The sequence below is a fragment of the Chloroflexus sp. genome (assembly GCF_034435895.1).
Taxonomy (GTDB): Bacteria; Chloroflexota; Chloroflexia; order Chloroflexales; family Chloroflexaceae; genus Chloroflexus.
The window spans coordinates 1-21,276 of record NZ_DAOTWH010000203.1 but is presented as its reverse complement, the minus strand read 5'-3'; the positions used below and the strand labels follow the sequence as shown (position 1 = coordinate 21,276).

At 60.8% G+C, this 21,276-nt stretch carries 16 protein-coding genes and 1 pseudogene; 11 read left to right on the top strand and 6 right to left on the bottom strand.

What is annotated here, in order from left to right:
- Nucleotides 1-874 precede the first annotated feature (874 nt).
- A complete protein-coding gene (locus U9R81_RS12065) occupies nucleotides 875-2,290 on the top strand; it encodes a pyridoxal phosphate-dependent decarboxylase family protein (protein ID WP_322495698.1) in 1,416 nt (471 codons plus the stop codon).
- 44 nt (nucleotides 2,291-2,334) lie between these two features.
- Here U9R81_RS12065 and U9R81_RS12060 read toward each other — a convergent pair whose 3' ends face one another.
- The 4 genes from U9R81_RS12060 to lipB form a co-directional block, all read right to left on the bottom strand.
- Nucleotides 2,335-2,826, bottom strand: coding sequence for a hypothetical protein (locus U9R81_RS12060; RefSeq protein WP_322495697.1), 492 nt, complete (start codon nucleotides 2,824-2,826; stop codon nucleotides 2,335-2,337).
- Nucleotides 2,827-3,420: 594 nt separating this feature from the next.
- Nucleotides 3,421-4,833, bottom strand: a complete 1,413-nt coding sequence (gene lpdA / locus U9R81_RS12055) for a dihydrolipoyl dehydrogenase (RefSeq protein ID WP_322495696.1) — start codon at nucleotides 4,831-4,833, stop codon at nucleotides 3,421-3,423.
- Nucleotides 4,834-4,996: 163 nt separating this feature from the next.
- Nucleotides 4,997-5,917 (bottom strand): lipoyl synthase, encoded by a 921-nt coding sequence (gene lipA, locus U9R81_RS12050; RefSeq protein ID WP_322495695.1) that lies wholly within the window; start codon nucleotides 5,915-5,917, stop codon nucleotides 4,997-4,999.
- Between the two features lie 92 nt (nucleotides 5,918-6,009).
- On the bottom strand, nucleotides 6,010-6,684 hold the full coding sequence (gene lipB, locus U9R81_RS12045; RefSeq protein ID WP_322495694.1) for a lipoyl(octanoyl) transferase LipB: 675 nt from the start codon (nucleotides 6,682-6,684) through the stop codon (nucleotides 6,010-6,012).
- A gap of 625 nt (nucleotides 6,685-7,309) precedes the next feature.
- Here lipB and U9R81_RS12040 point away from each other — a divergent pair.
- The 6 genes from U9R81_RS12040 (at nucleotide 7,310) to U9R81_RS12015 (ending at nucleotide 13,826) form a co-directional block, all read left to right on the top strand.
- The gene (locus U9R81_RS12040) at nucleotides 7,310-8,035 is read left to right on the top strand and encodes a class F sortase (RefSeq protein WP_322495693.1); all 726 of its coding nucleotides are present in this window, start codon (nucleotides 7,310-7,312) and stop codon (nucleotides 8,033-8,035) included.
- 69 nt (nucleotides 8,036-8,104) lie between these two features.
- A complete protein-coding gene (locus U9R81_RS12035; RefSeq protein WP_322495692.1) occupies nucleotides 8,105-9,103 on the top strand; it encodes a TIGR03557 family F420-dependent LLM class oxidoreductase in 999 nt (332 codons plus the stop codon).
- The gene (locus U9R81_RS12030; protein WP_322495691.1) at nucleotides 9,085-11,049 is read left to right on the top strand and encodes an acetyl-CoA carboxylase biotin carboxylase subunit; all 1,965 of its coding nucleotides are present in this window, start codon (nucleotides 9,085-9,087) and stop codon (nucleotides 11,047-11,049) included. Before U9R81_RS12035 ends, U9R81_RS12030 begins: the two co-directional genes overlap by 19 nt.
- A gap of 32 nt (nucleotides 11,050-11,081) precedes the next feature.
- The gene (locus tag U9R81_RS12025; RefSeq protein WP_322495690.1) at nucleotides 11,082-11,459 is read left to right on the top strand and encodes a hypothetical protein; all 378 of its coding nucleotides are present in this window, start codon (nucleotides 11,082-11,084) and stop codon (nucleotides 11,457-11,459) included.
- A gap of 11 nt (nucleotides 11,460-11,470) precedes the next feature.
- Complete coding sequence (locus U9R81_RS12020; RefSeq protein WP_322495689.1) at nucleotides 11,471-12,805, top strand: vWA domain-containing protein; 1,335 nt, start codon at nucleotides 11,471-11,473, stop codon at nucleotides 12,803-12,805.
- A gap of 538 nt (nucleotides 12,806-13,343) precedes the next feature.
- Complete coding sequence (locus tag U9R81_RS12015) at nucleotides 13,344-13,826, top strand: peptidylprolyl isomerase (protein WP_322495688.1); 483 nt, start codon at nucleotides 13,344-13,346, stop codon at nucleotides 13,824-13,826.
- A 64-nt stretch (nucleotides 13,827-13,890) separates the two neighbouring features.
- Here U9R81_RS12015 and U9R81_RS12010 read toward each other — a convergent pair whose 3' ends face one another.
- Nucleotides 13,891-14,970 (bottom strand): Xaa-Pro peptidase family protein, encoded by a 1,080-nt coding sequence (locus tag U9R81_RS12010; RefSeq protein WP_322495687.1) that lies wholly within the window; start codon nucleotides 14,968-14,970, stop codon nucleotides 13,891-13,893.
- 153 nt (nucleotides 14,971-15,123) lie between these two features.
- Between U9R81_RS12010 and U9R81_RS12005 the strand changes: the two genes are divergently transcribed.
- Nucleotides 15,124-16,572 carry an ATPase domain-containing protein gene (locus U9R81_RS12005; RefSeq protein WP_322495686.1) on the top strand — a complete coding sequence of 483 codons (1,449 nt, stop codon included), beginning with the start codon at nucleotides 15,124-15,126 and terminating at the stop codon, nucleotides 16,570-16,572.
- A gap of 10 nt (nucleotides 16,573-16,582) precedes the next feature.
- Nucleotides 16,583-18,511, top strand: coding sequence for an ATP-binding protein (locus U9R81_RS12000; protein WP_322495685.1), 1,929 nt, complete (start codon nucleotides 16,583-16,585; stop codon nucleotides 18,509-18,511).
- A 156-nt stretch (nucleotides 18,512-18,667) separates the two neighbouring features.
- Here the strand turns inward: U9R81_RS12000 and U9R81_RS11995 are convergent, their stop codons facing one another.
- Nucleotides 18,668-19,360, bottom strand: a complete 693-nt coding sequence (locus U9R81_RS11995) for a hypothetical protein (RefSeq protein ID WP_322495684.1) — start codon at nucleotides 19,358-19,360, stop codon at nucleotides 18,668-18,670.
- Nucleotides 19,361-19,533: 173 nt separating this feature from the next.
- Between U9R81_RS11995 and U9R81_RS11990 the strand changes: the two genes are divergently transcribed.
- Nucleotides 19,534-20,856: a hydroxymethylglutaryl-CoA reductase, degradative gene (locus tag U9R81_RS11990; protein WP_322495683.1), complete on the top strand. Its 1,323-nt coding sequence runs from the start codon at nucleotides 19,534-19,536 to the stop codon at nucleotides 20,854-20,856.
- A gap of 211 nt (nucleotides 20,857-21,067) precedes the next feature.
- A pseudogene (locus U9R81_RS11985) lies at nucleotides 21,068-21,276 on the top strand (hydroxymethylglutaryl-CoA synthase); the annotation flags it as partial.

Below are 21,276 nucleotides of genomic sequence, written 5' to 3'. Positions count from 1 at the left end.
CGCCTCAACCGCGTCCTGATGCCTCCATTCTACTACCCTTGGCAACCCCCTCTCGATTGTGCAAAACCTCAGTTAAATATACCGTCGAAGGAACGAAAGTGAAAGTAAAGCAAGCGCATTTTCTTCCAATCGAGTTTCTTAGGTGGGACTGCTTGACAATTGGTGCGCTTGGATACAGATAGCGAATGCAAACGTCGTTAATATCAACGAAGGTTATTCCCAAAAGAAATGGATGATCGAGTTATGCGATATCATGCTTGAATTTTATCCGAAGGAAATTGGGAAAACCAAGGACAGAATTGCTCACTTTGAGCGAGTTAAACGATACTGGGAACAAAGAATGGAAACTTAATCTGCAACAGCTTGTAGTAAGCGTATGTATCTGCCCGCTGCTGCATTATGCTCCGTAACACGATAGAACCTAACCTTTCGGCTGACACGCTGGTTTCAAAAAGCTTATACTGCTGCTAGTAGCAATCCTCGCAGAGCGGGCGCACTGGGCCGCTATCAGTGTCCAATATCGTGGATACGAGTGAGCCGAACTCGCTGTCCACCTGCGATCGCTTGCCGACCAACTCCGCGAATCCTAGCCTGCTATGCTGCGGCCTCCCTAGAGCGGCGAACAACAACCCAAACGACTACTCGCCAACTAAAGATCGCTGATTCCAAAGGCATTTGCAACCAGCGTGCCAGTCAGTGCTGTGCCCCGGCTAGGTGGTTCGGGTGCGGAACCCACAACACCCCCCAAACAACTGTCCCTCAACGCGCGGCCCGGTTGGTTTTTGGTATCATATCAGCCAGCCTGACCGGTTGGCCATTATGGCGCCGCGCGGCTCTCCAAGGTGGTTCACCCTGTGATAGACAGGAAGATGCCATGCATCCTGATGAATTTCGCCGTCTTGGGTATCAAATCATTGACCTGATCGCCGATTACCGCGCCACCATCGCCAGCCGTCCGGTCTGGTCGCAGGCCCGTCCCGGCGAGGTGCGCAGCCAGTTGCCGGCGACCCCTCCTGAACATCCCGAACCACCAGAGGCGATTTTGGCCGATGTCGAGCAGCTCATCATGCCGCGCCTCTCGCATTGGCAGCACCCGCGCTTTTTCGGCTACTTCCCCGCTAACGCCAGTCTCGCTTCGCTGTTGGGTGATATGCTGAGCGGTGGGTTGGGCCAGTTGGGGTTGAATTGGCAGGCCAGCCCGCCCCTCACCGAGCTGGAAGAGCTGACGACCGATTGGATGCGGCAGTTGTTGGGGTTGAGCGAGGCGTGGCGCGGGGTGATTCAGGATACGGCCAGTACCAGTACCTTGGTGGCGCTGCTCTGCGCCCGCGAACGGGCCAGCGACCATAGCCAAGCGCGCGGCGGCTTGCAGGTGCTGCCACAGCCGCTGGTGGTCTATGCCTCGACCCAGAGCCACAGTTCGGTGGAGAAGGCGGCGCTGCTGGCCGGGTTTGGCCGCGACAATCTGCGCCTGTTGCCGGTGGATGAAGCCTTCGCCCTGCGGGTCGATGCGCTCGAAGCCGCAATCGCCGCCGACCGCGCCGCTGGCAGAGTGCCGTGCGCCGTCGTCGCCAGCACCGGTGCCACCGCGACCACTGCCTGCGATCCGCTCGAACCGATCGGCGCGATTTGCCGGCGCGAAGGGATTTGGCTGCACGTCGATGCGGCGATGGCCGGCTCGGCGATGATCTTGCCCGAATGCCGCCCGCTCTGGCAGGGGATTGAGCAGGCCGACAGCTTGGTGCTGAACCCGCATAAGTGGCTGGGGGCGGCGTTCGATTGCTCGCTCTACTACGTGCGCGACCCGCAGCACCTCATTAGAGTTATGTCAACCAATCCCAGCTATCTGCAAACTAGCGCCGACGGCGCTGTTACCAACTACCGCGACTGGGGCATCCCGCTGGGCCGGCGCTTCCGCGCGCTCAAGCTCTTCTTTCTGTTGCGCTGCGAAGGGGCCGAGGGCCTGCGCACCCGTTTGCGCCGTGATCTCGCCAATGCCCGCTGGCTGGCGGAGCAGATCGACGCGACGCCGCACTGGCGGCGACTAGCGCCGGCGCTGTTACAAACCGTTTGTGTCCGCCACGAACCGCCGGGTCTAAGCGGCGAAGATCTCGACCGCCATACCCTGCGCTGGGTGGGTGCGATCAACGCCAGCGGCGCGGCCTACTTGACGCCGGCCATCCTCGACGGTCGTTGGATGGCGCGGATTAGCATTGGCGCCGAGCCAACCGAGCATGCTGATGTGGCGGCGCTGTGGGAACTGATGCAAGCCACAGCAAAGAGGGAGTAGGGAATAGAGAGTGGGAAGCAGGATGTTCGCCACTCCCTATCTCCCTACTTCCCTACCCGGCTCCGCCATGCGTTCAGATCGTAGACGGCCAGCGCATTGGTGAACACCTCGACCGTTTTGTCGTCTATGGTTGTCACCGAGACGAAATAGGGCACTCCATCGGCCACCCACGCCATAGTCACCAAACCGGGGTCGATCACCTTCACCCCGCGCGCACCGCGCAGCAGATAGGGCTTCACCCGATCACTCCCCGCCACCGGCTGGTTCTGCTCCCACACTGTGCGCGCTGGCGCGCCGCCGCCGATGGTAATCGTCGCCGTGCCGCCGCGCGGACGGATGGCGACCAGAAAGCCCTGCTCATCGGCCACCGGCGCCGGTTCGGGCAGCACTTCATAATCATCGGCAAAGGTAGGCGGCAATAGATACTGCACCTGTACCGGCGCACCGGCAGGCGCTAGCGTCGGTTCGGGGATGTAAGACCGGCCACAGCCGGTGAGAATCACGACAAGCGTTAGCAAGAACATTCGTTGGCGCATACAACGTCATTCTAGGTTGGGGCAAGAGAACGAAACTGGCGGCAGTGAACCTGCCACCGGCTATGATACCGCAATGCGATGTGAGGTCGAGCAGGCGATTGAGGCGAGAGGGTTTAACACGTGCTTAAGATCTATTGACTATATTGCGCACGGGTTGTACCCGCTCAGGCATGCCTTCCGCCGAAGCGGGGGATTGCTTCGGGCGCTGCGCCCCCTCGCAATGACAACAGGCAAGCGAGCGATGGTTCGCGCCCATCCCTCGCTCCTCTTTCAATGAGGGATTGTGCCCCCACCTCCGGCCCCTCCTCCGCTGGGGGAGGGGTACGTACCCTCACCCCCAGCCCCTCTCCCACTGGCGCGGGAGAGGGGCGCTGCTGCGTTTCACAAGAGCACTGTCGTTATCGCCCACCAAGCGGCTCCCCCTCTCCCGCCGTGAGGTGGGAGAGGGGGTTGGGGGTGAGGGCCAGCAGCCCGCGCAGCGGGCTTCGTCACCGTAGCCCGGCCCTGAAGGGCCGGGTTCCCTGCACAGCGGTAAGCGCCTATGCTCGATCAGACGTGGTGTCTGCCTCGGCGCTCGCTGTAGTCAACGACACCCTACAAATGGATCGGTGCGCCATGCACCAAGGCATGGGCCGCTTCGCCAATCGCTTCGTAGAGCGTCGGGTGGGCATGGATGGTCTGCATCATGCTCTCGCCGGTGGCTTCGTGGCTGAGAGCGATGCCGCCTTCGGCGATCATTTCGGTGACGCGCGGGCCGATCATGTGAACACCCAAGATTTCGCCGTATTGGGCTTCGGCGACCAGTTTGATGAAGCCGAAGCGGGTTTGACCAAGCACGCGGGCCTTGCCGTTGGCCGAGAAGGGGAACTTGCCAACCTTGACCTGATAACCGCGTTCGCGGGCTTTGGCTTCGGTTAGGCCAACGCTGGCGATTTCGGGATTGCAGTAGGTGCAGGCTGCAATCTTGCCATAATCGATTGGGGTGACGTGATGGCCAGCCATGTGCTCAACGGCTAGAATGCCTTCGGCACTAGCCTTGTGGGCCAGCCATGGCGTGTTGGCAGTGCAGTCGCCGATCGCATAGACGCCCTCGGCGCTGGTGCGGAGGAAGCCGTCGGTCTCGATGAAGCCGCGGCTATTGACCTTGACCCCCACCTCCTCCAGCCCAATGTTCTCGGTGTTGGGGGCGATGCCGATCGAAACTAGCAGCTTCTCAACCGCGATCTGCTGCGGCTTGCCAGCGCTATCGACTACCGTTACCACCACCTGCTCGCCACCGACATCAATGCTCTCGACCTTGGCGCCGGCCAGCGTCTTGATGCCGCGGCGCTGAAAGGCCTTGGTCAACTCGGCGCTGACCTCTTCGTCTTCGTTGGGCACAATCCGCGGCAGCGCCTCGACCACTGTCACTTCGCTACCGAATGAGCGGAACATCGAGGCGAACTCAACCCCGATCGCACCAGCGCCAATCGCCAACAAGCTGCGCGGCGTCGCCTTGAGGTTGAGCATATCGGTCGAAGAGAGCACTCGCTCGCCGTCGAACGGCACGCCGGGGAAGGGTCGCGGGCGACCGCCGGTGGCGACGATGATCTGCTTGCCCGTCAGCACCCGCTCGCCGCCTTCGTTCAACTGCACATGCACTTGGCCGCGCCCGATCAGCCGGCCCCGGCCCGCCACCACTTCAATCTTGTTCTTCTTCATCAAAAAGGCGACGCCATCGGTGCTCTGCTTGACCACCGTGTCTTTGTGCTTCATCGCGCCGGCCAGCTCGAAGCCAATGTTCTCAACCATCACGCCAAACCGCTTGGCTTCTTTCACCTCTTCAAGCAAATCGGCGCTGTGGAGCAACGCTTTGGTTGGGATGCAGCCGATATTCAGACACACGCCGCCAAGCGCATTGACCTCGACAATCGCCGTCTTCATGCCGAGTTGGGCGGCGCGGATGGCAGCAACATAGCCGCCCGGCCCCGATCCCAGCACGACCAGATCGTATACTTGCTCGCTCACGGAACAGTCCTTTCGTTTCTAGCAGCGGCGGCGCAAACCCGGCCCGCGCCGCCGAAATCACCTCATTGCAATGATAGGCAAAATGATAAACGCAGTGGCGCTCAGGCGCAATGGGTGTGGGGAATAGCCACAAGACTTTTAACGACTACTCCCCACTCTCGCCTTAATGCTGGGCCGCGCCGACGTGCAGATGGGCATTGTAGCTTGAGCGCACGAGCGGGCCGCTCTCCACGTGGCGGAAGCCGCGCGCCAGCGCATAGGCCCGGAAATCGGCGAACTCGGCGGGGGTGACGTAGCGATGCACCGGCCAATAGCTGGCGTCGGGGGCAAGGTATTGGCCAATGGTCAACACATTGACATCGGCTTCACGTAGCCGATCGATCACCTCGTACACCTCTTCATTCGTCTCGCCAGCGCCGACCATCATCCCGCTCTTCGTCACCAAATGCGGACGAGCAGCGCGCGCTCGCGCCAAGAGTTCGATGCTCTGCTCAAACTTGGCCCGCGGGCGGAACCGGCGAAACAGCCGCGGCACCGTTTCGATATTATGGTTCAGCACATCCGGCTCGGCGTCCAACACCATCGCTAGCGCGTCCCAATTGCCGTCGAAGTCGGGAATCAGCACCTCAACCTTGCAATCGGGCACCTTCTGCCGGATCAACTCAATCGTGCGGGCAAAGATATGCGCGCCGCCGTCGGGCACATCGTCGCGGTTGACCGAGGTCAGCACGGCAAACTTCAGCTTCAGATGGGCCACTGACTCGGCCACCCGCTCCGGCTCTTCCTCGTCAATCGGCTTGGGTTTGCCTTTGCCGATGGCGCAATAGCGGCAGCCGCGGGTGCAGGTATCGCCGAGCAGCAAGAACGTCGCCGTGCGATGGCTCCAACACTCGCCGATATTCGGACAGCGCGCCTCTTCGCAGACGGTATTGAGACCTTTCTCGCGCATGAGGCGCAGCACATCGTGATAGTTAGCGCCGCCGGGGGCGCGGGCCTTGAGCCATTCGGGCCGGCGGGGCCGGTTGGAGGCGGCAGGTGTGGTATTCGTCACCCCAACCTCGCTGAGCGGTATCAGTTCTGCCATTGACGCTCTCGCCTTCCAGTGACCGCCGCTAGCGGGCGATCAGCTATAATTCGATATTGCTGTTGTATTGTACCGCACGATAGGCAACCCGATCAGACGCTTTGTTGCACCGTCACGACTGGTCGCAGATCAAACACCTCACCGATCTGCCCGACCAGCCGCTCGGCCACCTCGGCCAGCGGCGGCGCCACGCCATACTCGGCGGCCAACGAAGTGACGCCGCGATCAGTGATGCCACAGGGCACGATCAGATCAAACCCGCTCAGATCGGGATCGACATTCAGCGCCAATCCGTGGGTCGTCACCCCGCTCGCACTGAGCTTCACACCGATTGCGCAGATTTTAGCCGCACCGCCGCGCACCCACACGCCGGTCAAGCCGGCAACCCGCTCGCCGGTGATGCCGTAGCTGGTCAACACACGGATCACGCTCTCCTCCAAGCCGCGCACATAGCGCCCGACATCGCTGCCGTGCTGCGAGAGCTTGAAAATCGGGTAGGCGACCAGTTGCCCCGGCGCGTGATAGGTCACTTCACCGCCGCGATCGCTCTGCACGACGGCTACCCCGCGCGCCGCTAGCTCCTCCGGCGCAGCGCGAATGTGGTCAGGACGGGCCTTATTACCGAGCGTAATCACCGGCGGGTGCTCAACCAAGAGCAGGGTATCGCCGATCTGGCCGCTCGAACGTTGGCGGGCCAACTGGCGCTGCACCTCCCACGCGGCGGTGTACTCCATGAAACCCAGATGGTGGACGGTCAATGTGCGCATAGGTGTCAACGTGAAGCGTCGTAATGATTCTGCCAGAGGTATAGTACAACATAATGCTTGTGTCATTGCGAGCCGCGGGGAGAGGCGCTAGGAAGAATAGCCGCAAAGATACACAAAAGACACAAACATTCCGATCGTTTTCGGGTCTTTTGCGGCTGTTCGTAGCCATTCCCCCACCCAGCAGCTCCCCCGCTCCCGCCGTCAGGTAGGAGCGGGGCCGGGGGGTGAGCACCGCGCAGAATAGCCACAAAAAGACACAAACGACGCAAAAATTCGATCGTTTTCGGGTCTTTTGTGTCTTTTCGTGGCCATTCCCGCCCACCCAGCGCCTCCCTCGCTCCCGCCGTTAGGTGGGAGAAGGGGTTGGGGGATGAGGGCGCCGAACAAAATAGCCTCAAAGATACCCAAAAGACCCAAAAAACGGATAGTTTTTGTGCCTTTTTGTGGCTATTCAACCTGTGCAGCCCAAGCGGGAGATTACTGCGGTCGGGCAGCACCCAGCGCGGCTGGCTGCCACCACTCCCTCGCAATGCCACCAGAATTGTCTGCGGCAGCTGTACCGCCGCACGCCATAACAACTTGTGGTAGGCTACCAGAGGGACAATGAACTGGACTGAGGTGATCCGTGACGCGACTATTATTGCTGATCCTGCTGGCTGGCGGCTTGCTCAGCGCATGCAATGTCGCCGCTACTGATGCCGCAACCCTAGCTGCGTCATCACCAACCGCAACCGCCGCGCTCACTAGTGTACCAACGGCGACGCCAACCGCCACACCAACCGCGCTCCCAACCGCAACGGCGACCATTGCGCCAACCGCAACCCCTACTGCTACCCCCACCGCCGAACCGACGCCAACCCCATCACCAACCGCAACGCTGGCGCCAACCCCGCCGCCAACCGGCGACCGCACCCCGACGCGGCTGGTCATTCCGGCCATTAACCTCGACCGCACCTTGTATCCGGTTGGATTAGACAAAAACAATGTGCCGATCGTGCTCGATCACGATGTCGGCTGGTACCTCCACAGCGCCAAGCCGGGCCGAGGCGAGAACATTGTGCTCTGGGGGCATGTCTTACGCTTCCGCAAAGCGCCGCACATTCCCGCGCCTTTTGCCGATGTAGAACGGTTAGCGATTGGCAGCGAGATCTTTCTCTACAGCGCCGACGGCGCCGTCTTTCGCTACGTGGTGGCGCGCAAAGAGCGGGTAACGCCCGATCAAGTGCAATACATTCTCCCCACCGGCGATGAACGGCTGACCTTGGTATCGTGCATTGGCGACCGGGTGATTGTCGAGGGAAACGTCGAATTGACCCACCGCCTGATTACGATCGCTGTACCGTCGCCATGATGCGTCGTCACGCCGCCTCGTGGTATACTATGCGCTAGACTTCACCTGAAACAATTAAGGGTAACGCTTGTGGCAACGATTGGCCTATCCGCAGCGCTAGAACAGTTTCATCCCAACGAACTGCTCGAACATTGCCGGCTCGCCGAGCAATACGGCTTCCGTGGCGTGATGGCCGCCGACCACTTCCAACCGTGGGTACCGGCCCAAGGCCACAACGCCTTCGTCTACAGTTGGATGGGTGCGCTCGGCGTGATGACGAATCATCGCTTTGGGCCGGGGGTGACCTGCCCCTCATTCCGCACTCACCCGGCGGTAATTGCGCAAGCGGCAGCCACTCTTGGCGCGATGTTCCCCGGTCGCTTCTGGCTCGGCTTGGGTAGCGGCGAGTTGCTGAATGAGAATGTCGTCGGCGGAATGTGGCCCGAACCGCTGGTGCGGTTTGAGATGCTGCAAGAGGCGACCGAGATAATTCAGAAGCTGCTGAGCGGCAAAGAGGCACGCTACCGCGGGCGCTATTTTCAGATGAACAAGGTGCGGTTGTGGACGCTGCCGGAACAGCCGGTGCCGATCTATATCGCCGCCACCGGCCCGCAGACGCTGCGGTGGGCGGGCAAGACGTGCGATGGCTTGATTACACCGGGGGCTGCGCCTGAGAAGCTGCGCCGGATTCTGGCCGATTTTGCTGCCGGCGCGCGCGAGGCCGGCAAAGACCCTGATAAAATGCCGAAACTGCTGCAATTGCATGTCTCGTGGGCTCCCACCGATGAAGAGGCGTTGCAGAATGCGCTGAACCAATGGCCGAACGGCGGTATGAACTTCCCCAAGCAAGATATTCGCTCGCCCGAAGATTTTGCCGCGATGGCCAAACTGGTGCGGCCCGAAGATTTTCGCGGACGGGTGTTGATTTCGTCCGATCTCGACCAGCACCGCGCCCACCTCCAACAGTTTATCGATCTCGGCTTTGACGAGATCTATGTGCATAATGTCGGTCGCAATCAGGTGGAATGGATTAAAGCGTTTGGCGAAGCTGTCTTGCCCAACTTACGCCCATGTTCAACCGTATCTTGATCGCTAACCGCGGCGAAATTGCAGTGCGGATTATCCGCGCCTGCCGCGAATTGGGCATTAGCCCGGTGGTTGTTTATTCCGAAGCCGATGCCAAAGCGCTGCACGTGCGCATGGCCGATGCCGCTGCGCTGATCGGGCCGCCTCCCGCCACTCAGAGCTATCTGCGCGCTGAGGCGATTGTCGAGGCGGCGTTAAAACTGAATGCGCAGGCCATCCATCCCGGCTACGGCTTCCTCAGCGAGAGTGTTAAACTCGCCGAACAGTGCGCTGCTGCCGGCATCACCTTCATCGGCCCGCCGCCAGCCGCGATTGCGGCAATGGGTGGCAAGGCCGAGGCGCGGTTGCTGGCCCAAACTGCCGGCGTGCCGGTCGTGCCCGGCTACGATGGCGAAGATCAGAGCGACAAGCGCCTGATCGCCGAGGCGCGCCGGATCGGGACGCCGTTGTTGATTAAAGCCAGCGCCGGCGGCGGCGGCAAAGGCATGCGTTCGGTCGGCGATCTGGCCGAGGTGCCGGCAGCAATTGAAGGCGCGCGCCGCGAAGCGCGCGCTGCCTTTGGCGATGACCGGCTGATCATCGAGCGGCTGGTGCTGCGCCCGCGCCACGTCGAGATTCAGGTGCTGGCCGACCGCTACGGCAACGTGGTGCATCTCGGCGAGCGCGATTGTTCGATCCAGCGCCGCCACCAAAAGGTGGTTGAAGAGGCGCCTTCCCCGGCGCTGACACCGGCATTGCGCGCCGCAATGGGCAATGCTGCCGTCGCGGTTGCCCGCGCCGCCGGCTATGTCAATGCCGGCACGGTTGAATTTATTCTCGCTCCTAACGGTGAATTCTACTTTTTGGAGATGAATACCCGGCTGCAAGTGGAGCATCCCGTGACCGAGTTTGTCTGCGGCTACGATCTCGTTCACTTGCAGATTGCGATTGCCGCCGGCGAGCCGCTCCCCCTCCGCCAAGAAGATATAACGGTGCGCGGCCACGCGATCGAGGTGCGGTTGTACGCCGAAGACCCGCGCACCTATTTACCGGCGATCGGTAAGGTCGCCCTCTTCGTGCCGCCGCAGGGGCCGGGAGTGCGGGTTGATGCTGGTTTGACCAGCGGCGATGAGGTGACGGTGCATTACGATCCGTTGTTGGCTAAGCTGATCGTAGCTGGGGCCGACCGGCGGCAAGCGGTCGCCCGCCTGCGCCGCGCTCTGCGCGAGATGGCGGTGCTCGGCCCCCCCACCAACCTGCCGCTGTTGCAGGCCATCGCCGAACATCCGGCCTTTGCCGATGGCGCGACCCATACCGGCTTCCTGACTGAACACGAAGGGATCGTGCCGCCACCCGGCCCGCCCCCGCGCGAGGTCTTGATCGCAGCGGCGATCCTCACCATCACTGCCGAACCGCCGGCCCGCGATCCGCTAGCCGCCGTCTGGCGACTTGGCGGCGATACCATCCCGCTCACCTTCACCGCGCACGGCGAGCACCGGCTGCGGGTGACGCCGCGCGTGGATGGCTGGCAGGTCAGCGGGAATGACTGGGACGCGCAGGTTGCTTTGGTACACTGCGGCGATCACGAACTGGCTCTCACGATCGACGGGCAGCGGGTGCAGTTCTTTTTCGCCCGCGCCGATCAGGGTTGGCAGATTGCATGGCGCGGCGAGAGCCACCACCTCTCCCGTCCGGCGCCGCTCACCGCCGATACGGCCAGCCGCGCCAATGATCAGAATGCGGCCAGCTTCAACGCGCCAATGCCGGGCACAATTGTGCGGCTGCACGTCGCCGTTGGCGAGCAGGTGCGCGAAGGCCAGCCGCTTTTGGTGCTTGAAGCAATGAAGATGGAACACACCGTTGTTGCGCCGTATGCCGGCATTGTGCGCCGCTTGCCCTATCAAGCCGGCGCGAGCGTTGCCGCCGGCGCCCATCTGGTTGACCTTGAACCATTGCCGGAAAACGAATAGACGCTTTTGAGAGATTGTTACGGAATGAAGGTATGGCAGCGCAACAACCAGCCAGTCAGCAGAGTAAGCAACAACCAGCAACCCAATCCAAATCGCCGCCCCCCAAACGGCGTGCCCCCAACGGCTGTCTTCTCTGGCTCTTTGTGATCACAATGCTAGCGATCAGCCTGCTCGGCCTCGGCTTTTTGCAACCGGTCAAGCTAGCCGTGGCCCAAGAATTTATCATTGGCATTACCCGTGGCGGTGTTCGTGAAACGATCGAAGTCACCAGCGTTGATTCCTGCATCCGGGTGGCCGGATCAAACCAGTTGCAGTCTATCACCCGCACCCGGCGCGTCACGACTTACAATAACGGGGCAGTACTCGAATTGACGTTCAGCGATCCGCCATTACCAGCCGATTGCCGCTAAGGGGGTTGCGTATGCCATTACAGGTGCGCTGCGCTCCTGAACCGGTAACTTTGCCTGCCCTGTCGCAACCGCAAGTGGCGTATGTCCATCTGGCAATTGCCGCCGATGGTTATCGCGATCTGCCCCTGCATCTGGCAATCGTGGCTGACGCCAGCCGCTCGATGCGCATCCCAATCGTCGATGAAGATCAGTTTCGCGAGCTGGTGCGCAGCAGCGGCGCGCACGAGGTATTGGTTGACGGGGTGCCGGTGTGGCAATTGGGTACGCCGCTTGCGAATGACATGCGCGCCCGTTACCCGAGCCCGATTGACTACACCGCCCGCGCCCTGCATAGCCTGATCGAACGGTTGGAGCAGGCCGACCGGCTGGCGCTGATCGCCTGCGCCAGCGATGCAATGGTACTGGCGCCAAGCACCCCCGGCGACCGCCGCGCCGAGCTGGTTGCCGCGATTGCCCGCTTACCGGCGCTGCGCCTCGGCGAAACGACCAACCTTGCCCAAGGGTTGCAACTGGCGCTGGCCCAGTTTGTCGTCACCGACGAGCCGGCAGTGCGCCGAGTGGTGCTGCTCACCGATGGCTTTACCACCGATGCTACGCTGTGCGTCGCCGCGGCCCGCGAAGCGGCGGCGCGCGGCATTACGATCAGTACAATCGGCTTGGGGGGCGCCTTTGAAGAAGCGTTACTCACCCAACTCGCCGACCTCAGTGGCGGGAGAGCCAGCTTCGTGCTTGACGCTAGCCACATCCCGGCTATCATCGCCGCCGAGCTAGAAAGCGCCCGCGAGACCTCAGCCCGAGCAATCACCATGCAGATGGCGCTGCCGCAAACGGTAACGTTACGCCGGATCACCCGCCTTGCTCCCGCGCTGAGCGTACTAACCCCGCTTAGCGCTGAGCATGGCCGGCGCTTGACCCTGCCGCTCGGTGATCTGCGCCGGGATGAAGCAGTGCGATTGCTCTGCGAATTCCTCGTCGCTCCCGGCCCGCCCGGCAGTCAGCGCCGGCTAGCCCGCCTCCGCTTCAGCAGCGGCCAACACGAACAACACCACGACCTCATCGCTGACTACGCGCTACAAGCTCCTAACCCGCCGCCCGCCTTACTGCCGATTATCACCCGCGCCGCCATCGCTCACCTCCATCAGCGCGCCAACCTTGCCCGCCAACAAGGCGACTACGCGACGGCAGCTCATCTATTGCGCCAACTAGCGGCACGCCTGCGCGACGCTGGGGAAGCGGAACTAGCCGCCCTAGCGATTGCCGAAGCCGCCACCCTCGACCAAACCCACTGCCCCAGCGCGACTGCTAAAGAGCTTACCTACGCTACCCGCCGGTTGGGGGAAGGGTGAGGGGAAAAGCGCCACACGAAGGCCAACTCGCTGTACTGGCCCCTGCGGCGAAGCCATCGCCCCTCTTGTCATTGCGAGCCGCCTCCGGCGGCGAAGTAATCTCCCCATTAGCGGACGGAACCCACCGCACGGCCTGCAACAGGATGGTGCGCATCGTTAATCCCCCCACTAGCGGACGGAACCCACCCAGCGTTCGTCATCGCCTCAGCAGGAGATTGCTTCGGGCGCTCCGCACCCTCGCAATGACAAAAGGCCACGCCCCCCACTCCCCTCGTGTCATTGCGAGCCGCGCTCCGCGCGGCGAAGCAATCCCCTGCGAGCACGAGATCGATTCGCTCAGACATATCCTCCGCTGAAGCGGGAGATTGCTTCGGGCGCTCCGCCCCCTCGCAATGACATGCGTGACCTGCTGTCATTGCGAGCCGCCTTCGGCAACAACGCAACCCCCTCCACTAGCAGACAGAACCCGCTCAGATCACCCTATTCAATGGTACAATGACGAAAAATCGCTGTACTTGGAAGAATGAGGAGCATACCCGTGGCTAAACAGTGGAGCAGCCCGCCCGCAATGCAGATTGATGTCACCAAGACCTATCGGGTGACAATGGAGACCACCCGCGGCACGATCGAGCTTGATCTCTACCCGCAACATGCGCCGATGACGGTCAACAATTTTGTTTTCCTCACCCGCGAAGGCTTTTACGATGGCCTCACCTTCCATCGGGTGATTAAGGATTTCGTCATTCAGGGTGGCGACCCGACCGGACGCGGCAGCGGCGGCCCCGGCTATCGCTTCGCCGATGAGGTGATGGGCAACCCGCTCAAGCACGAGGCTGGCGTCATTTCGATGGCGAATGCCGGCCCCAACACCAATGGCAGCCAATTTTTCATTACCCATACCCCCCAACCCCACCTCAATGGCCGCCATACCGTGTTTGGCCGGGTGGTGTCTGGCATGGACGTCGTTTACGCTATCCAGCAAGGCGATACGATGACCAAGGTCACGGTACGCGAGGTATAAGCGCTAGGCGCGCACATCGTCATCTCGTAAGGGCACAGCGCTGCTGTGCCCTTCTTTTTCAGCTCTAGCGCGGCGCCTGCGACAGCACCTCGCACCCGTCATCAGTAATAAGCGCCAAATCTTCGATCCGTACCCCACCCCACTCCGGCAAATAAATCCCCGGTTCGACCGACGTCACCATACCGGCTTGCAACGGCGGGCTAGGCGGCGCATCGGGGGCGGTGATCCGCAGCCATGGCGCCTCGTGGATGACCAAACCTACGCCATGGCCTAGGCTGTGAGCAATGCCATGGGCGTAGCCGGCCTCCTCGATCACCCGGCGGGCAATCGCATCAGCCTCAGCCCACGGCAAACCGGGGCGCAATGCGCGGATCGCCGTCTGCTGCGCGGCTAGCGTCGCCGCATACACCGCGCGGAAGGTGTCGTCGGGTTGGCCCAGCACGATCGTGCGGGTTAGATCGGCGTGATAGCCAGCGAGCCGCGCCCCCATATCGATGATAATCGGTTGGCCTTCACCCAACACGTCGTGGCCCGGCTCGTGATGCGGACGGGCGCTATTGCGGCCAGCGGCAACAATGATCGGGAAGGAAGGCCCATCGGCCCCCAGATCGTGCAGCGCCACTTCGAGGCGCCACGCCGCCTCACGCTCGGTCATGTCAGGCGCCAACACCGGCAACACTGCCGCCAGCGCTGCATCGGTGATCGCTGCTGCTCGCCGCAATACCTCAATCTCGCTAGCATCTTTCACCACGCGCAGCTCTTCCACGATGTTTTCGGTTGCCACCAGCTCAACCGTTTCAGCCAACGCCTTCGCAAACTGCTGATACTCGGCTACCGTCATCGCTGCCGCTTCAAAACCCAGCCGGCTCAGACCCAATTCCGCCGCCAGCTCAGCGACCAGTTTTGGCAGCGGTTTCACCACTGCGCGCACTTCGCGCAAGGTAAACGCCGGCGCCTCGGCCGCCGCGCGCACCGTATACCGGCCATCGGTCAGCAAGAATGCTGCCTCGGCGCTGATCAATAACGCGCCAGCGCTGCCGGTAAACCCGCTCAGATACCGCCGGCTGGTTGGCGCCGTCAGCAGAATCGCCGGCAATCCCTGCTCTGCCAACGTGGCGCGCAACCGCTGCACTCGCTCGTTCATGAACCATTCCTTTCACCCACATACGATCACATTGCGCCTGCATGCTACACCATCCTGCGAAAGGGATGCGCTGGCCAACTACATTCTTGACGTGAATTGGTCAAATCGTTAGGATAAACATAGCGACTACGCGCCTAGACAAAGGGACAACTCATGAACGACGCAGCAGCGAACCGCCTAACCACCGGCATCCCCGGCCTCGACGAAATCATCGGCGGAGGGTTGGTTCCGCACTATGCGTATCTGGTGCGCGGCGGCCCCGGCGCCGGAAAGACAACGCTCGGCCTGCACTTTCTCGCAACTGGCGCAGCCAATGGCGAAACGGCACTTTTTATCAGCCTCGAAGAGGCCGAAAGCAAAATTCGCCGCAACGCAGCCCGCATCGGCATCGACCTCAGCAACGTGCATATTCTTGATCTCAGCCCGTCATCGGATTTCTTCGCCAAAACCGAAATCTACGATATTTTTTCGCCGGCGGAAGTAGAACGCGAGCCCATCACGCGCCAAATCGTCGAGACGGTGCAACGCTTGCGACCAAGCCGGGTCTTTTTTGACCCGATTACGCAGTTTCGCTACCTCACCCCGGATATCTTCCAGTTCCGCAAGCAAGTCATCTCATTCCTACGCTTTCTGGCTGAACAACAAACAACCGTGATCTTTTCCGCCGAGAATAGTTCAGCCTTTCCCGATGATGATCTTCAGTACATCGCCGACGGCATTATCACCCTCGAATTAACTCAAAGCGGGCGTTACCTCAGCGTGAGTAAAATGCGCGGCTCATCATTTATCAGCGGTCACCACGCAATGCGACTGACCAATAGCGGCCTGCAGGTCTTCCCGCGCATCATTCCCAGCCCACTCATTCCCGGCCATGCCTTTACCCCTATGCCTTCCGGCGTGCCAGAGTTGGATGAGTTGATGAACGGCGGCATCGAACGCGGCACCATCACCCTCATCACCGGCCCGTCAGGCGTTGGCAAAACGACGCTCGGCTTTCAATTTATGAAAGAAGCGGCCAGCCGTGGCGAACGCTCGATCGTCTTCTCGTTTGAGGAGGAGATCGAGATTATGCTGCAACGCTGCGAAGCGGTGAACATTCCGGTACGCGCGATGCAGACGCATCGGCTGTTGCGGGTGGAAAAGATCGAGCCGTTGCAGTACAACTCGGATGAATTCGCCCAACACTTGCGTTATTATGTCGAGCAAGAGCAAGTAAAGATGGTGATGATCGATAGCGTCACCGGCTACCGGCTCTGTATGCAAGGGGAAGATCTGATCAGCCAATTGCACGCGCTGAGCAAATATCTGCAAAGCAGAGGTGTGACTGTCATTCTTATTATGGATACGAATAGTATCGTCGGCGATTTTCAAGTCACTGACATTGGTGCGAGTTACTTGGGCGATAATATCATTTTCTTGCGCTTTTTAGAGATTGATGGCGAACTGCGCAAGGCGATCGGTGTGTTGAAGAAGCGGTTAGGGGATTTTGAGAAGACGCTGCGCGAGTTTACCATTTCGCAGTACGGGATCAAGGTGGGCAAGCCACTGACTAACCTGCGCGGCATCCTGAGCGGAATGCCAACGTGGGTCGATAAGCTATAAAGGATCGCCAATGCCCGGCGATACGATTTTGCTGCTATTGGCCAATACTACTAACCGGAACCAACTGCGCAATTGGCTGCAAGCGCGCTATCAGATTATCGAAGGACAAAACGTCGCCGATCTGCAGCAGCCGTTCCAGCTCTGCATTGTTGATGGCCCTGCCCTTGACCGGCACGAAACGGCTATTCAGCAACGCCGGGCCGCCGCCCACCCCATCTTTTTACCCTTTTTACTCGTCACAACCCGACGCGACGTCCAACTGCACACCCGCCATCTTTGGCGCACGGTTGACGAATTGGTCATTAGCCCGATCCAGAAAGCCGAATTACAAGCCCGGATCGAGATTTTGCTCCGCGCGCGCCGGCTGGCACTCGAAGTCAACCGGTTGCAACAGTCGATGCTCACCAGCGCCCAAATGTGGCTGCAACTCGCGGTGCAGTCAGCTCACATCGGCTTGTGGGAATGGGATCTGACCACCAATCGAGTCTTTTTTTCGCCCGAATGGAAAACGCAGCTTGGGTATGAGGCTGATGAGCTGGTTGATTCCTTCGCCGTGTGGGAAGAGCGGCTGCATCCCGATGACCGCGAGCGTTGCTTGAACACGATTAACCGCTATCTGCGCCAACCGTGGCCCAATTTCGCGCTTGAGTTTCGCCTCCGCCATAAAGATGGCAGCTACCGCTGGATCCGCTCGCAAGCGGCGCTGATTTACGATCAGCACGGCCAACCGACCCACATGCTCGGCGCGCACCTCGATTTGACCGATCGTAAACAGATGGAGGAAGAGCAGCAACGGCTCACCGAACAGCTCTTCCAGTCGCAGAAGCTAGAAGCGATTGGCGCGTTGGCCAGCGGTATCGCCCACGACCTCAACAACTTGCTGGTGCCGATTATCGGCTTTGCCGAGATGGGGCTGCTCGAAGCGCCGCCCGATAGCGAATTATACGCCGATTTTGACCAGATCCGGGCCGCCGGCATTCGCGCTACTGCGCTGACCCGCCAGATTCTGGCCTTCAGCCGCCGCCAGCGGTTCGAGATGAAGCCGGTCAATCTCAATCAGATTATTAGTGATTTTGCCGGGATTTTGCGGCGCTTGATTGGTGAACGGATCGCCATCCATCTGAACCTTAGCCCTCATCTGTGGCCGATTGTTGCCGATGCGGGTCAAATTGAACAAGTGCTGCTCAATTTAGTGATCAATGCCCGTGACGCAATTGAGGGCAATGGCGCGATCACGATCACGACTGCGCCGGTGCGGATCGATAACAACACTTCGCAGCATCTTCCTACGCTTGCGCTCGGAGATTATGTGGCGATGCAAGTGCAAGATACCGGCTGCGGGATTGATCCTGACATTCTGCCCCGCATCTTTGAACCATTCTTTACTACTAAACCACAAGGGCAAGGCACCGGCCTTGGTCTCGCCACCGTGTTCGGTATCGTCAAGCAACACCGCGGTCATATTGACGTGCAGAGCGTCCCCGGCAACGGCACGACCTTTACCATCTATTTACCGGCGTTGGTCAATGCTGCACCGGTGGCAAGGAGCGACTTATCTACCAGCGAGCAACTAACCGGTCACGAGACGGTGCTGGTGGTGGAAGATGAACCAGAGGTATTACTCCTGATTGCCAGCGTGTTGCGTCTGCACGGGTATCACGTGCTTGAGGCGCTGGATCCCGAACACGGCATGAGCCTCGCCACGAGCTACGAAGGGCCGATCGATCTGCTCATTAGCGATATCATGCTGCCCGCAATGAACGGCGATGAGCTGTACCGCCAACTTATCATCAAACGTCCGGAGCTGCGGGTGTTGTATGTGTCGGCGTATGCCGGCAACGAACCGGTGAGCCTCCCAAGCGATTGCGTGCTAGCCAAGCCGTTTACGTTGCAACAGTTGCTGCAACGGGTGCGCGCTGCACTGGCCGGGTTGGGGTAGGGCGTCAGCTTGCGCTGGAGGTATTGCCCCCACCCCTTGCCCCTCACCACTGATATGCCCCCAGCCCCTCCCCCGCTGGGGGATGTTGGCCCCCACCCCTTGCCCCTCCCCCGCTGGGGGAGGGGAGGTTGTGTACTCCCCCTGCGATAGAAGACACTACGGCGCCAGCGTCAGCAAGAGCGGTTCAAACCGCCCCTGTTTCCACCGGCCAATGGCGTCAACATAGCCAAAGCGGGCAGCCCCGCTGGCCTGCAAGCGTTCGAGCAGCGCTTGATCACGCTCGCCGTAGAGGAGTTTGACTTGGCGCGCAGTCGCAGCCGGCACCCCGCCGGGGCCAATCTCTTCGACCAGCAGGCTCGCGCCGCTTGCAACAATCAACGCCGCCCGCAGCCGCACTACTTGCCCTTCATAACGGGCATCGCTCAGCAAGTCCGCCAGAGCAACCGTTGCCGGCGTAAACGGTTGCAGGCGCGGCGAAACCAGCGCGTGCGGCCATACCCCGCCCGGCCCATATTGGCCGGCAGGTTGCCAATCTCCCTGCGCGATGACCATTCCGTATTGCACATCACCGGCTACGCTCAACGCTAAACCGGCGGGCATATCAACCTCGCCGAGCCAAACCTGCTGTTCAGGAGGTTCCAGCGGGACTGGGGGATCGGTGTTGACAGTGAGACTGCTGACTAGCCGTACACCTTGTTGGTCACGGTAGAGGAAGGCGACCATCTGTTGCGGGCCGCGCGCTGCGGTTAAGGCTAAGTCGGCAGGCAACGGCAATCGGAGCGCCGCGCCGCATGCGCTCAACCACAACAACCACCAGCAGATAAAGAATACGAACAAACGTTTGCTCATCACGCCTCTCATTGTACCACAACTGGCGTTCATCGCGCTCAAATCCTCTCATGACAGCCCTCAGACAGGCTCATGATAGGTTTTGACAGTTGTTTTCAACCATCTTTGACGGCGATCGTGATATCGTAGAAAGCGAAGACTGAAGATATCCTGAGATAAGGAGGAGTCCTCGCATGGGGACCAAGAACTCTCGCCTACAAGGTTTCTACCAACTTAATCCGTTCGAGCGCCTACAGATGGTCAAATCTTTCGACGGACTGGTTGATGAAGATTTGCGCGCGTTGCACGGCGGCAGCGGCGGCGCTTTGACGATTGAGCGCGCCGATAAGATGATCGAGAATGTAGTGGGCACGTACAACCTGCCGCTGGGTATTGCCACCAACTTCCGCATCAACGGGCGCGATTACTTGATCCCGATGGTGGTGGAAGAGCCATCAATCGTGGCTGGCGCGAGCTATGCCGCCCGTATGGTGCGCGATGGCGGCGGGTTTGAGACCAGCAGCACCGAACCTTTGATGATTGGACAAGTGCAGTTGGTGCATGTCGCCCATCCAGATCAGGCGCGCCAGACGATCCTTGCTCGCAAGGAAGAGATTTTGGCGCTCGCCAATGCGCAGAGCCGTTCGCTAGTGACGCTCGGCGGCGGCGCGCGTGATGTTGAGGTGCGCTTCTTCCCCACTAGCCCAATGGGGCCGATGCTGGTGGTGCATCTGATCGTCGATTGCCGCGACGCGATGGGCGCCAATGCGGTCAATACCATGGCCGAAGCAGTGGCGCCACTACTGGCCGAGATGACCGGTGGCAAGGTCTATCTGCGCATTCTCTCGAATCTGACCGACCGCCGGCTGGCCCGCGCCCGCTGCGTGGTGCCGGCAGCCTCGCTAGCCCGCGATGGCCTCAGCGGCGAAGAGGTGGTGGAGGGCATTCTGTGGGCCTACGCCTTTGCCGCGGTTGACCCCTACCGGGCCGCGACCCACAACAAAGGCATTATGAACGGCATTGACCCGGTGCTGGTCGCGACCGGCAACGACTGGCGCGCCGTCGAGGCGGGTGCGCATGCCTACGCCAGCCGCAACGGTCACTACACCTCACTCTCGCACTGGGAGCGTGATGAGCAGGGCAATCTGGTTGGCACGCTCGAAATGCCGCTCTCGGTCGGGATTGTTGGCGGCGCGACCAAAGTTCACCCGACTGCGCAGGCAGCGCTCAAGCTGCTCGGCGTGCGCAGCGCCAACGAATTGGCCGAGGTCTGTGTGGCTGCCGGCTTGGCCAACAACCTCGCTGCGATGCGCGCACTGGCCTGTGAAGGCATCCAGCAGGGCCACATGGGGTTGCATGCCCGCCAAATTGCAATGGCTGCCGGCGCTTCAGGCACGTTGGTCGATGAAGTCGCCCGCCGGATGGTGGCCGAGCGCAACATCAAGTTGGCTCGCGCCGAAGAGATTATTGCCGAACTCGAAGGCCGGCCTGTCACCGGCGACCCCGCCAAGAACTAATACCTAAACTTCCGGCGGCCTGTCTCAACGACGAACAGGCCGCCGCTAGCGTTGCCTAACCGCGAACAATACTTCGCGTTGGAGAGAAGTTTTTTGTCTTCCAAATAAGGAGTGGACCTGTTTGGCAGCCGTCTGCTGCCGATCTGCGGTTCGTCGCTGTGCGACGAGCATCGTTTGGTGCGCTTTGCGCCAAGAGAACGGAGCATCCTCTATGATGAAACCTCAGCAACCGGTTGGCATCATCGGCTATGGCGTGTACATCCCGCGCTACCGGATCGCGGCCCGCGAGATTGCCCGCATCTGGACCGATGGCCAAAACGGGGTGCCGGTGGAAACCAAGAGCGTCCCCGGCCCCGATGAAGACACGATCACGATGTCGATCGAAGCGGCGCGCAATGCGTTGGCCCGCGCCGCCATCCC